Source organism: Maribacter sp., from assembly GCF_049667165.1.
Lineage (GTDB): Bacteria > Bacteroidota > Bacteroidia > Flavobacteriales > Flavobacteriaceae > Maribacter_A.
Window position 1 is genome coordinate 1 of record NZ_JBATHS010000244.1, and the last position, 13,926, is coordinate 13,926.

The 13,926-nt window shown below is 40.3% G+C and carries 8 protein-coding genes; 3 read left to right on the forward strand and 5 right to left on the reverse strand.

From position 1 onward, the window contains the following. From WBM98_RS12310 to WBM98_RS12330, 5 genes are all read right to left on the reverse strand, one after another. The coding region (locus WBM98_RS12310) for a triple tyrosine motif-containing protein (protein WP_424366321.1) at nucleotides 1-2,445 on the reverse strand (2,445 nt) is incomplete at its 3' end. Nucleotides 2,446-2,807: 362 nt separating this feature from the next. After that, nucleotides 2,808-3,857 carry a zinc-binding metallopeptidase family protein gene (locus WBM98_RS12315; protein WP_424366322.1) on the reverse strand — a complete coding sequence of 350 codons (1,050 nt, stop codon included), beginning with the start codon at nucleotides 3,855-3,857 and terminating at the stop codon, nucleotides 2,808-2,810. Nucleotides 3,858-4,055: 198 nt separating this feature from the next. After that, nucleotides 4,056-4,946 carry a transglutaminase family protein gene (locus WBM98_RS12320; protein ID WP_424366323.1) on the reverse strand — a complete coding sequence of 297 codons (891 nt, stop codon included), beginning with the start codon at nucleotides 4,944-4,946 and terminating at the stop codon, nucleotides 4,056-4,058. Between the two features lie 2 nt (nucleotides 4,947-4,948). Further along, nucleotides 4,949-7,510, reverse strand: a complete 2,562-nt coding sequence (locus WBM98_RS12325; RefSeq protein ID WP_424366324.1) for a circularly permuted type 2 ATP-grasp protein — start codon at nucleotides 7,508-7,510, stop codon at nucleotides 4,949-4,951. 11 nt (nucleotides 7,511-7,521) lie between these two features. Further along, the gene (locus tag WBM98_RS12330) at nucleotides 7,522-10,848 is read right to left on the reverse strand and encodes a DUF2126 domain-containing protein (protein ID WP_424366325.1); all 3,327 of its coding nucleotides are present in this window, start codon (nucleotides 10,846-10,848) and stop codon (nucleotides 7,522-7,524) included. Between the two features lie 747 nt (nucleotides 10,849-11,595). Here WBM98_RS12330 and WBM98_RS12335 point away from each other — a divergent pair. From WBM98_RS12335 to WBM98_RS12345, 3 genes are all read left to right on the forward strand, one after another. Continuing rightward, on the forward strand, nucleotides 11,596-12,807 hold the full coding sequence (locus tag WBM98_RS12335; protein WP_424366326.1) for a phage integrase SAM-like domain-containing protein: 1,212 nt from the start codon (nucleotides 11,596-11,598) through the stop codon (nucleotides 12,805-12,807). A gap of 81 nt (nucleotides 12,808-12,888) precedes the next feature. Further along, entirely contained in the window at nucleotides 12,889-13,179 is a 291-nt protein-coding gene (locus tag WBM98_RS12340; RefSeq protein ID WP_424366327.1) for a helix-turn-helix domain-containing protein, read from the forward strand. Beyond that, nucleotides 13,179-13,926, forward strand: a 748-nt coding sequence (locus tag WBM98_RS12345) for a type II toxin-antitoxin system HipA family toxin (RefSeq protein WP_424366328.1), incomplete at its 3' end; no start/stop codon positions are given. The genes WBM98_RS12340 and WBM98_RS12345, both read left to right, overlap by 1 nt.

Genomic DNA, 13,926 nt, shown 5'->3' on the forward strand with positions numbered 1-13,926 from the left:
TTTTAATTGGTTGGCCTGGTGCTGTACTTCGGATGTTCGAACCGCGATTAGTTTTTCCAATGCTTCGTTCTGTGCCTTTAATTGGCGTGAACGAAGTTTTAAAATGCCCCAAAGAAATCCAGAAAAAAGTAAAAGATATACTAAATAGGCCCACCATGAGCGGTACCATGGGGGAAGAATTTCAAAATGATAAATGCCTTCTTTACTTACGAGATCGTAAATATTCTTGCCCTTGATACGAAAAGTGTAGGTCCCCTCCGAAAGATTAGTATACTCTTTTTTACTTTCTGTCGTCCAGTCGGACCAAGATGTATCAAAGCCTACGAGCTGATATTGATAGTTGTTTTTAGGCACTTCATCAAAACTGGCAAGACTATATTCAAAGGTCAACGAGTTTTTACCGTAAGGCAATGACGCCGATCTGTTTTCTTTAAAACCCCAGTGTAAAACTGAATCGTTTAAAGTGACCTTCCTGACAACAGCTGGTATTTCCAGGCTATAACCCTTATCAATAGTACCATCATATTGGATAATGCCGTCAGGGCCATAAAAAAAGGTTTGATTATTGGAGCCAAAATATATGCCGTATATAGTTGTGAGCGAAGCAAAACGGTTAAAAGGTGTGCTTATATATTCAAAAATACCTTTCTCATCTATTTTGCCTTTTACAAATTCATCTGTTCCCGTAAGACCCGAGTGCATCCAAATGTTCCGTTCATTGTCTTCATATACCCATGAGAACCAACGTGTTGAATCAGCATATTTTGCTCCTAACAAATAGTTTGGCACAAACTTACCGGAGGAATCATCGAAGCGATAAAGTCCTTTTTTTGTTGTAAATAAAATCTCATCGTGTACTTTGAACACTCGATTACTCTTCATATCCGGCAATCCGGATAAGGTGTCAAAATGCTCTATCACAGGGGCGTCCCTAATTATATTGCTCCAAGAATCCTTTGAAAACCGGATACGATATACACCATTAAAATAACTACCTATCCAAAGATCTTCATTCTCGAAGGCTTCAAGAATATAAGTGAAATCGTTGTAGTCCTTTAAATAATCTTCAGTAAACCAATCGCCATCTTTATAATAAATGGAGAATAGGCCATCTTCCCTTGCTATCCAAATTCTATTTGGATCTTCCATCGAAGAAACCAGCCTACGGCCCCCAATCTCTGAGATTTTTTTTGCTTTATTATTTTCAATCAAATAAATCCCCGTAGCGGTACTGGCGAGTAGCCCCATTTTGGTAGGATGCAATTTCCAGCTTTGCATGTCAATTCCCTCAATAGGTTCAAAAAAAGCCATTTTGCCATCGTCCTTTATTTTGGAATCCAGAAAAAAGCCGCCAATACTTGTCAGGACATACAATTTGTCATCAAAACGTTTACAGTCGTTTACAACACCTTTTAATCCATTATTTTTACCATAGGTTGAAAAGATAGAAGGATATTCCACGCGGGAGATTCCGTTCCCAAATGTTATCCATAGACCACTTTGTTGGTCTTGGAACATATTTGTGACATTCCCCTCCAAAAGACCAAGTTGATCGTTCAAAATGGTGGTTATTTTTCCCTTAGGGTTCATTATAATAACCCCCATCCTTCGTGTGCCAAAGGCAATTTCATCGTTGGAAAGAAGCTTGGCACAGTAGATCTTTGCTTCCCTGAACAAATTAATATACTCCGTGGCAAAAGGAATGAATTTTTCGTCCTTCCAAAGAAAAAGTCCTTGTTCATGTGTTGCAAGTAGCAATCCCTCAGAATGAGGAATTACTCCATAAATGGATTTGTCTCCAAAAGTTTCAGGGGAAATTATTTGTACACGTTCTGTCCCCTTCATTTCCTCTAAACCAGTAGGTTTCGATAAAACGTAAAGTTTTTGTTTAAGTTGAAAACTAAGTGTCGTTTTGCCATCAGAAAGTTTTATCGTTTTAAGATTCTTGGATCCATCGAGGAAAAAAAGATAACCATCGGAAACAAAATATATTCCATTTTTAACTATATGAACTTTTCTAACCTGGCCAAATTGAAGGTCCGGGTCTTCCAACTTTTCCCTTAACGAAATATAATCCAATAACCCATTACCATCTGCGTCCAAGTATCCTATTTCATTAATTGCGCCCACATATAAGGTACCTAAACTGTCTATAGCCAACCCAAGGGCAGGTGAGTTGTTGGCAACAAGAATTTTTCGCCATGTCGTTCCATCATATTCCAACACTCCCGATGTGTTTGCGAAATACATGATTCCATTAGCACTTTGACAAGCAGCCCAGTTCTGCGAGTGAGCATCATATTGTGTGGAAACGAAATTCTGATAATATGGTATCCCTTTGCCTATGGAGGGTTCACTTATCACCAATTGAAGACTATCATCCTTTGCCTGCGAAAGCAATAGGCTAGTAAAAAGCAATAACGGGGGGAGAAGTAATTTTTTCATCTCCTTAGTATTAGCTATACAAGATACCTAATTTTCTGGTATCATTAACTTTACAAGGATAGATAAGAACACTTTTGAATCGCTAATACAATAGTGCCCATCTATACAAGAATAGTACCATTGGTTCGAGCAAATAGACCGATTAATTATCCACGCTTCCTTGAAATATTAGTTCCGAAGAATTGTTGTACCTACGTTATATCCTTATAAAAAAACAAAATCCACTCAATCTCTTTAATGGCTTGGTGTCGCTCTCGCTCCTCCTCTTGGGCTTACCTCGGCTACGCTCGGCACAAGCTTCTCACCCAAGTTTCCCCACGAAAAAAGCCACCCATTTGCAAGGACGGCTTGGTTTTTTTGGCCTATGGATTTCTTTTTGACCATAATAGGTCGTGTATGAATTTCATCTTGTTTTTGACCGTAGTCGTAATGACGAAAGGGTAGACATCTGATATACCCATGGCCCGGTTAATACTGTTTACTGCATAAGAAATAGGTATGCAAACACGAACAATAGTTTCAAAGTCATATATGGTGTACGGGTCAAATGTTGGGGCAATCCTCTTGCTTTCAGGAATTGTTTTATCATTCACCTCTAATCCGAAAAAATGAGCCGTTTCGACCATGTCCATGATGTGGAGGTAGTGCGCCCAAGTCTCGGCCCAATCTTCCCAAGGGTGTGAAGTGGCATATTTACTTATGAACGAGTGCTGCCAATTGTTTGGCGCACCATGTTGGTAATACGTATGTAATGCGTCGTTATAATTACTTTCTTCGTTTCCAAAAATAATTCTAAACGTTTGTAAGGCATTTGCATCACTTAAAATCAATCGATTCCAAAAGTAATGGCCCACCTCGTGTCTCAGATGCCCTATAAGTGTGCGATAGGGTTCATAAAGCTCTTTTCTGGCCTGTTCCCTAAAAGTTGAATCCGCTTCTTTGATCAGTATGGTAATTACCCCATCGGCATGACCTGTCATGATTTCAGGGTCATCGTTGTTAGCGATAAAATCAAAACACAGTCCTTTTTCGTTGACCAACTTGCTGGGTAGATCAAAACCTAATTTTTGAATCTGATAGATCAAACGGTGTTTAGCAACTTCAAGATGCCTCCAATTTTGAAAGTTTTGGTCAACAGATAGGTTCGCAATAGTTCTATTGAATTGACAGGCATGACAAAACTCTTGAATGGAATTTTTTGGTAATAGCCAATTACAAACACCATATTGCTCGTTCTTACAATATTTGTATTCGAGTTGTCCAACATCAGAAATCAAAGAATAACCAGAAGGATCAAAGGTTAGCATCTGTCGATCAAAGTCGCTATACCCCGATAGATGCCCACAATTCTCACATGAATTATTCTCAAAGAACAACGGATAATTACAATGACCACATTGAAATACTTTCATAGTATTGGCGAAATATTCTAGAACATGAAGGTAGTCATAAATACAAGAGGGATAAGATCATGTGCCTTTAACTGCAAGTAATAGCTAGTCTCTTTAATGGATTCTTTCTATATAGACCCTATCGGGTTGTTTTTTCCATTTATTTTTTTCCCACTACTTATTTTATTCAATTCTGAATGTGCTCGAAAAGCAATTACCCTATACCGCCGCCGTAATATCGACCGATACATCTAATTTGCTTTGTCCGCTGCCGTAAACAACGCCTTTTAAGGGTGGCACATCATAGTAATCCCTACCCCAACCCACTACAATATGCTGGTCTTTTGGGATTATATTGTTGGTAGGGTCAAAATCTACCCAACCAAATCCCGGAATAAAAATAGCGAACCACGCATGTGATGCGTCGGCTCCGACGAGTTTCTCTTTTCCTGGTGGTGGTACGGTTTCTATGTAGCCACTTATATACCTTGCAGGCAAGCCTATAGAACGGATGCAGGCTATGGCGATCTGTGCAAAGTCTTGACAAACACCTCTCCTCTCTTGCATCACCTCTTCAATAGGGGTGGATATGGTAGAAAATTCGGCATCAAAATCAAAGTCGGTATAAATACGTTGCATCAACTCATATGCCGCTTCGAACACAGAGCGGTTTCCTTTAAAGGATAGCTCTGCATATTCTTTTATTGCCTTATTGGTTTTACGAATAAAAATCGATTCCAATAAAAATTGCTTTGCCTCCAATATTTCTGGACTCATTCCCTTTAAAGCGAAAAGGGCATCGTTCATAGTTATCGACTGACAGGCTTGACTATAAAAGGAATCATGAAATGGGGTATAATCCCGCAGTATGGTACATTTGGTGAGAACCTTTAAAGTAGTATGTTCGGTCTGAATGGAAAATCGTGTAATGTAATTTCCGAAAAAATCGATTCTTTCCGATATTTCAGATGGCTTTGGGGATACTTTAATTTTATAATCCAACAATTCCTGCCCCATCGATTCCCTTGGGCGAAGTATTGCAATATTATGGCAATAACTTACAGGGGCATTGTATTTATATTTGGTAATATGTCTTACGTTGAAAATCATGCTCAGATAGGAAATGACTGGTTGAACATTTGATTTTGCCTATCGGTGTGATTAAAATATGTGTTCGATATCGCCTGGGATGACTTATGCAGCAGTTCTGATAATTGCTTCATCAGCGTCACTAACTCTTCCCTTTTAAAATCATTGTGCGATTTTGTCTTGGCAATTTTGGTCGATTCGGCCATTCTTAGTTTTGAAAAAGCCTCCAAGACATATTTCTGATAGTTGCTTAAGTGATGGTCCTGTTCAGAATGTGGTAGGCGGGCCAAATCTTTCTGTAGACGATTCACCATATAGGTAAGTGAGCGCGAATAATCCATATCCAATAACACCAGGTCTAGCACATGCTCCAATTGTATATGCGAACGGTAGCTATATCTGTAAATATTCAAACTTTCGTGACTGGTCAACAAATATTCCAATAGTTCATATTCAACTTGTTGATCAAATTTTATTGAAAGTAGGGCTCGACATTTGGTAATGGTCAGCATGCTCTGTTCCATCTGCAAGCCGATGAAATATAACAACAAACCTTGCTGCACCATGATACTTTCCTCAATCAACCCCATAAAGGCAATTAAACGTGTAATCAATTGGTTCAATACCTTAAGAATGCGGTTAACGGAATGGTCTTTCCCTTCTACCAAAGCGTTCCAGATTTTTTGGATATTCTCGAACACGCGCCACATATCAGAAGACCATAAATTTCGGATCGAGTAGTAGGAATTACTGAACATATTGATCGTATGGGCCAAACTACCTACCCTATCCCTGTCAAGAATAACGCTAAGCATTTCTTGCATAGGGTCTTCCATGGCATGTGTTCCGTCTTGTCCTTTTACCGTGAAACCGGGGTAGGTTCCTGTTAAATGGGTAACCGCTTTAAAAAGTACCTTTAGTTTTTCTGAATCGGGCTGATCGCTATTATTCTGTACCAAGGCCATTTGGCGAATGACAACACGTATAAATCTCGCAGTAACCAAAGTACGTCCTACATAACGGCCTGCCCAATATAAGTTTTCGGCCGTTAGACTGGGTAAGTCATTTAAACCTGAAATGGCGACCGAAGTTTTCTTTTGCCACTGTCTATTGACCTCTTGTTTTATCGGCGAATCTTGCATTATCCAAAAATCCTTACTGGTACCTCCGCGTTGGTTGGAGACCCTGATCGTATCTGCATTCGGAGAAACACGAACCAGACCACCTTGCATAACCGAATATTCATTTTTTAAAGCGATACAGAACGCGCGTGCAACAATATTTCTAGGTTCCAAGGTATTATTGGCCAAATTAGGTGCCGTTGAAAAATTGATTCGTTCTTGGGCCACAAACCGATAGGGCCTTTCTTGTATAACCTTCTTTAGGGCATCCAATTCTTCGGGATTCAGGAACTCGCCAAAATAGATGCTTTCCCTATTCGTACGGTCAATCCGCTTTACCACTAATTTTGAAAGATTCTCTAAAACGTAATTTTTTTCGTTTTCCTGTCCACACCACCATGATGCAATTTGCGGAAGAATCAGTTCCTCGTTTAAAAAATATTTGGCAATGGAAGGCATAAAAGGAATCAACCCTGGGTTCTCTATTACTCCGCTTCCCACAGGGTTAATGACCGATACATTTTTTCTTCGTACTACATCTAACAAACCGGCTACACCTAAATGTGAATCTTCCCTCAATTCCAAAGGATCCGTAAAAGCATCATCTACCCTTCTTAGGATTACATCTATTCGTTTAAGGCCTTGTAGTGATTTCATCCAAACAAAACCATCACGTACTACCAAATCATTTCCTTGAACTAAAGGATAGCCCAAAAAAGACGCCAAATAGGCATGTTCGAAATAGGTTTCGTTGTGTGAACCCGGGGTCAGTATGACAATATTCGGATTCTCTTTTTTTCCGGGGTCAGCATCCACCAACATTTGATTCAAATCTTGAAAAAAACCGGAAAGCCTTTTTACGTTCATTTCTGTAAACATCTCAGGCAAAATCCTGTTTATGGTAGACCTATTTTCCAAGGCATATCCCATACCGGAGGGTGCTTCGGTACGGTCGTTCACCACCCACAATCTACCGTCTGTGCCTCGGCAAAGGTCTGCGGCATATATGGAAAGGTATTTTTCGGTGTTCAGTTCCATGCCCGAACATTGCCTTAAAAATCCTCTATGACCGTATATGACCTCATAAGGAATGATGCCATCTTTGACCAACCTGCCTTCACCATATGCATCTTTTAATACCAGATTAAGTATTTCAGCCCTTTGTTTAATACCCTTGCTTACTTGGTCCCACTCTTGTTGGTGCAATACAAAGGGTACCACATTAAGACTCCATGGCCTGTGCATGCCCTGAGGGTCATTATAAACATTGTAGGTAACCCCATTTTCAGACAACAACCAATCAATATCCTTTTGGCGGGCCATTAAACCTGAATCGCCTAAGGAATCGAATGATGTGAACAGTTTGTTCCAATACGGTTTCAACGCATTGTCCAAAGAAAAAAGTTCATCATTTCCTTGATGGGTATTATAACTTCCTAACCAGTTCGTCTTAGTTGTCGGCATTCCTTTTAAAATTACTTCTTACGAAGATCCGTTACGTGCGGAAATTCCGGATTGACGGGTATCTCTTTGTATACAAAGGTATTTGAACCTGACTTAGGTTCAACCATTCTTCCAATAAAATTAGTTGTAGCGACCATTTCTGTCGGTAGTATCTCTTCTTGGGTCTGCGCAATGTCCCAAAATCGGTTGATACGTCGCGACTCTGCTTCCAAACTATTTACGGGGTAGGTTTCATAGGAACGCCCACCAGGATGAGCAACAAAATAGGTGCAACCTCCTATGGATCTCTGGTTCCAATTATCTACAACATCGAATACCAACGGCGTATCTACCCCAATTGTCGGGTGAAGGGCCGACCACGGATCCCAGGCTTTAAAACGCACTCCCGCTACATATTCTCCTTTGGTTCCGGTCGGACTCAACTCGACTTTTATACCGTTACAGGTCAATGTATATCGTTCTTCGGTAAAATTATTGACTTTTACCTGTACACGTTCCAAAGAGGAATCGACATAGCGTGCGGTGCCTCTCCCTGACATTTCCTCTCCCAACACATTCCACGGTTCAATGGCCATTCGCAACTCCAGTTGCATGGAATTGATTTCTACCATACCATATAATGGAAAACGGAATTCAAAGAAAGGGTCGAACCAATCCAGTTTAAACGGGTATCCAGCATCGTTCAATTGGTGTACAATATCCTTTATGTCTTCTTTTACATAGTGTTCCAGTAAAAATTTATCGTGCAATTCGGTGCCCCATCGTACTAGATCGTGTTTATAGGGTTTCTTCCAAAACCAAGAAACCAACGTACGCACCAATAGCATTTGCATTAAACTCATTTGTGCATGTGGAGGCATATCAAAAGCCCGCAGCTCTAAAATTCCCAAACGACCCGAAGAGGAATCCGGGGAATACAATTTGTCGATACAAAATTCAGCCCTATGGGTGTTTCCGGTAATATCGGTCAGTAAATGGCGGAAGAGACGATCAGTCAACCAAAACGGTACTTCTTTATCTTCTGGTATCTGCGAAAAAGCGATTTCCAATTCATACAGATTTTCCAAACGAGCTTCATCAACTCGTGGTGCCTGGCTTGTAGGCCCAATAAAAGCCCCTGAAAACAGGTAGGAAAGTCCGGGATGGTGTTGCCAAAAGGTCAACAGACTTCTCAATAATTGCGGGTCACGCAATAAGGGGCTATCGGCCGGTGTTACGCCGCCCAAGGTTACATGATTTCCACCTCCGGTACCGGTATGCTTACCGTCTAGCATGAATTTTTCCGTTCCCAGGCGGGCTTGTTTCGCTTCGGCATACAAGGTCAGCGTATTATCGGTAAGTTCTTTCCAGTTTTTTGCAGGATGCACGTTTACCTCGATCACCCCTGGATCGGGAGTTACTTTCAAGACCTCTAACCGATTATCGCGTGGTGGCTCATAGCCTTCCAAAATAACAGGGACCTTCAATTCTTTAGCAGTAGCCTCTATACTGGCCACCATATCAAGAAAGTCCTCCGCACTATCCAAAGGTGGCAGATAAAGGTAGAGTTTATCTTCCCTAACCTCAGCACATAATGCTGTACGCACAAAAGGTTGTTTTTTAGCCTTGGATACGTTAGTTTTTGAATTCAACCGTTCTTTTAAAGCTTCGCCATAGGCAGGTAAAGCAGGTCTTTTCTCAAAAAGTTCTGGCTCTGCCGTAGGCTCAGAAGGCACCTTTGGATTTTTCGGCAAAGATTCCAGGGGTAATCGTAAACCAATGGCGGAATTCCCGGGTGTCAATAGCAAATGTTTGCCTCTGAATTCCCAAGGATTTGTTAACCATTGTCCATTTTTCTTGACCAGTGGATATACGTGGCCAACGGTCTTTCCTATACCCTGTCTTAAAATATCGCCTAATTTGCGACGTAAATGACTGTCGTCTTTACTGTATTTTTTAGGATCGATGTCTACAGGCAACTTATTTTCTTCCCATAAAAAATAAAACGCATCCTCATAAGCCGGCATAATGCTTTCGTCAGGGCACCCTAAAAAGTGCGCTAGGGTTTTTAAAAAGGTCTCCGTGATGTTTTTGGGTAGTTTATAGTTCTCTGAAAACGAAGCCAATAATTTCGGGTCTTGCCAAATGAGCTCGCCATCCTTTCTCCAATGAATACCGATCAACCAACGGGGTAATGGTTCGCCTGGATACCACTTTCCCTGGGTATGATGCAGCACGCCACCTTTTCCAAAAACATCCATCAAACGCAAAGAAAGTTTACTGGCCAATTCGCGTTTGTGTTCTCCATCCGCAGATGTATTCCATTCCTCGGATTCCATATCGTCAATGGAAACAAAAGTGGGTTCGCCTCCCATGGTCAAGCGCACATCGTTGGCCTGTAACTCATCCTCAACTACAAAACCTAAATCATAAATGGCATTCCATTGCTCTTCGGTGTACGGTTTGGTAACCCTGGGGGATTCAAATATTCTCGTGACGGAATTATCGAATTCAAAAGTAGTTTCGGTAGGTTCGGTAAATCCGCTAACCGGTGCAGCACTTTCATAGGAAGGCGTACAGGCCAAAGGAATATGCCCTTCACCGGCCAATAAACCGGAAGTGGCATCCAGACCGATCCAACCAGCACCGGGCAAATATACTTCTGCCCAAGCGTGGAGATCGGTAAAATCCTCTTCAGGGCCTGATGGGCCGTCCAACGACTTTTCATCGGATTTTAATTGTACCAGATAGCCGGAAACAAAACGGGCGGCCAAACCTAAATGACGAAGGGTCTGAACCAATAACCACGCAAAATCGCGACAAGAACCCAATTTATTGCTTAAAGTTTCTTCGCAGGTCTGTACGCCAGGTTCCATTCGGAGCGTATAATTCAAATGATTATAAAAATCACTGTTAAGACCGATGAGGAAATCGATAGTCCGTTTGGGGGTCATGTCAATTTTTGATAACCAATCTTGTAATAAAGGCCCACTTTCTGCTTTTTCCAAATAAGGCAACAATTCTTTCTTTAAATCTTCTGAATACGTGAATGGAAATTTTTCTACGGATTCTTCCACAAAAAAATCGAACGGATTAATGGTCTTTAAATCTGCAATGATTTCAACATCAACGGAGAGTTCAGAAGTTTTATCGGGAAAAACGATGCGCGCCAAATAATTGCCAAAAGGGTCTTGCTGCCAGTTAAAAAAATGATTCTCCGGTTTGATTTTAATGGAATAGGACTCGATGGGAGTTCTGCTATGCGGCGCGGGACGTAACCTAAAAATATGGGGGGATAGGCTGATAGACCTATCATAAATATATTTTGTTTTATGTTTTATTGCAACTTTTAGTGCCATGAAATAAATCGATTAACGTTAAAGAATAGATAGTTCACAATATTAATAATATCTATTAGTTAGAAGAGCATCCTTAAAATATTTATTCATAAAAAGTTAACAGTGGTGTTCTTTGATGCTATAGGTTTCGTTTTGGGATGAGCGTTGGTGAAAGAATGTCATAAATGCGATATGCTTATGAATGCGTATGGCTATGACCCATTAACCGTATGATATGGGTAGCACTCTAGTCAAAATTAGACTACTATTTCCAGCAAATTATTTAAATGTGGGATGAAATATAAAATCAAGTAAATCAATGACTTATTGGATCTGTTTGCTCCCCTCACTTCGGCAAGCTCAGTACGAAGCTTGGGCTTACCTTGGCTACACTCGGCACGGGTCTCTCGCCCAAGTTTCCCCACAAAAAAAAGCCACCCATTTGCATGGATGGCTTGGTGTCGCTTATGCTCCTCCTCTTGGGCTTACCTCGGCTACGCTCGGCACAGGCCTCTCGCCCAAGTTTTCCCACAAAAAAAAGCCACCCATTTACATGGATGGCTTGGTGTCGCTTTCGCTCCCCCTCTTGGGCTCGAACCAAGGACCCTCTGATTAACAGCGCCAATATTTGTCTTTTCATTTGTTTTCATTTTTCTTCAATCTCTGGAAACCCTTGTATTTACTGGGTTTTTGTTTTTACTTGTTTTCATGCGTTTTCAAAAAAGGTGGCATTTGTTTCACCTATGTTTCACCCCTTGATAAAAAAGCATGGTAAGTATTAAGCTAAAACTGAAGACAAAAGTAAATGCCGAGGGAGAACATTCCATCGTTTTACAATTACTAAAAGACCGGCAGAAAAAAATTATCGCTACCGGGCTTTTGGTCAAAAAAGAACGATGGGATGATAAAGAACATTGTTTTAAAACCAGACATCCAAATGCGATGCATAACAATCGCTTGTTGGACACCATTAAAATTAAAGCACGAAATATCATCTCAGAATTTGAAATAGATGATATCGATTTTACCCTTAATGATTTTGAGCAACGATTTCGTTTTGGATCCAAACGTAATAAAGTGGATTTATTTGCTTTTTGGGATTCCGTGGTACAAGATTTGGAACTTTCCGGTAGAATCGGTTATGCACGAAGTAATAAGGACACCATGCGTTCATTACAGCGCTTTTATAAAAAACCCGTTTTATATATGCGCGAAATCAATGTCACTTTTCTGGATAAGTATGAAGTCTTTTTACGTAGCCGAGGCGGTTCAAATGGTGGTATTGCTGTACGAATGCGTAGCCTTCGTACGATATTCAATTTAGCTATTCGTAGAGATTTGATAAAACAGAATCTCTATCCTTTCCACAAATACAAAATCTCAAAGCTTCGGGGGAAACGCATCAAACATGCCCTTACTATGGCGGAGATTGAATGTTTTAAAAATGTAGATTGCGAGAGTGACATACATCTTGTCAATGCAAAGAACTATTTTCTATTTAGCTTCTATACACGAGGGATGAACTTTGCCGACATGATGCGCTTAAAATGGTCTGATATTACGAAAGAACGCGTTACGTATGCTAGAGCAAAAACGAGAGGTAACTTTTCGCTCAAAATTGTGCCACCCGTTCGGGAGATTCTAAAATACTACAGCGAAAATAGAAGAGATACCAATTATGTTTTCCCGATATTATTACATGATATCTTAACTCCCACACAAATTGAACATCGCAAGCACAAAATACTATCCCAGTATAATAAGGCACTTAAAATACTGGCACAAAAAGCAGGTATTGCCAAAAATGTTACCAGCTATGTTGCCCGCCATAGTTTTGCCATGTGCCTGCGCGAAAAAGGGGTCAGCATTGATATTATTGGAGAGACACTAGGACATCAAAGTGTTTTAACTACAAAAGCTTACGTACGTGACTTTGGTGTAGAAGTATTGGATGAGGCAGTAGATGTATTATTATGGTAAAATACTAAACATATAAAATAGCTAATATATTATCTATTTATCGTATATTCGAGTATATTTAGCTAATATATTATCCATATTATGAATAAGTACAGTATCGACAAACTTCCTGGAGATGTCCGTTTAGAAATTGCACACAAACATAAGAAACTTCGGAAACAGAAGGGACTATCCCAAAATGAACTAGCAGAACGTTCGGGAGTATCCCTAGGCAGCTTAAAACGTTTTGAAACCAAAGGGCAAGTTTCCTTAGAATCACTTTTGAAGCTTGTATTTGTTCTAGGTCGGTTATCTGATTTTGAAAGAGTGCTGGAACCTGATAAAGATCTTAAGCATATTGAGAAATTATTTGATTCAAAAATGAAAAGCTAATGGAACCGATTGAACGACTAGAAGTTTACCTTCGTTTTACAGATACCCCTATTGCCGTTGGTCAAATGGTCTCCGACAATGGAACCATTTTTTTCAAGTATGATGAAACTTTTATAAAAAAAGGTTTAGAGATATCTCCTTTTAAACTGAAACTTTCCGATACTATTTTAACTCCTGAAACGCCTATTTTTGATGGGCTCTTCGGGGTGTTCAATGATTCGCTTCCAGATGGTTGGGGTAGATTGTTATTGGATAGAACGTTATTGTCAAAGGGAATATCCCTAAATCAAATCACGCCCTTGGACCGTTTGGCCTATGTGGGTTCCGGTGGCATGGGTGCATTGACCTATAAACCAAGTCTAAACTCAGAATTTCGCACCGACAAGCTTATGGAATTGGACGAAATTTCCCAAGAGATGATTAAGGTTTTGGAGGGTACACCATCTAGTGTAATAGAAGAACTGTTCCATCTTGGAGGTTCTTCCGGTGGAGCAAGACCTAAAATTTTTGTGGGTTACAATGATAAAACCAATCACCTTATCCATGGGCATTCGTCACTCCCTGAAGATTATGAACATTGGATAATAAAGTTCCCGTCGTCAACCGATCTGCCCGATATCGCTCAAATAGAATATGCGTATTATAAAATGGCTTTAGCTGCGGGTATCGAAATGTCAGAATGCAAGCTATTCGAAGGTCCAACCGGGGCAACATATTTTGCAACCAAAAGATTCGATAGATTACAGA

Bases quoted from the DNA above. Each gene is read 5' to 3' on its own strand.
- WBM98_RS12315 (WP_424366322.1), bottom strand. From the start codon at position 3,857: ATGAAAGTATTTCAATGTGGTCATTGTAATTATCCGTTGTTCTTTGAG.
- WBM98_RS12320 (WP_424366323.1), bottom strand. From the start codon at position 4,946: ATGATTTTCAACGTAAGACATATTACCAAATATAAATACAATGCCCCT.
- WBM98_RS12325 (WP_424366324.1), bottom strand. From the start codon at position 7,510: ATGCCGACAACTAAGACGAACTGGTTAGGAAGTTATAATACCCATCAA.
- WBM98_RS12330 (WP_424366325.1), bottom strand. From the start codon at position 10,848: ATGGCACTAAAAGTTGCAATAAAACATAAAACAAAATATATTTATGAT.
- WBM98_RS12335 (WP_424366326.1), top strand. From the start codon at position 11,596: ATGGTAAGTATTAAGCTAAAACTGAAGACAAAAGTAAATGCCGAGGGA.
- WBM98_RS12340 (WP_424366327.1), top strand. From the start codon at position 12,889: ATGAATAAGTACAGTATCGACAAACTTCCTGGAGATGTCCGTTTAGAA.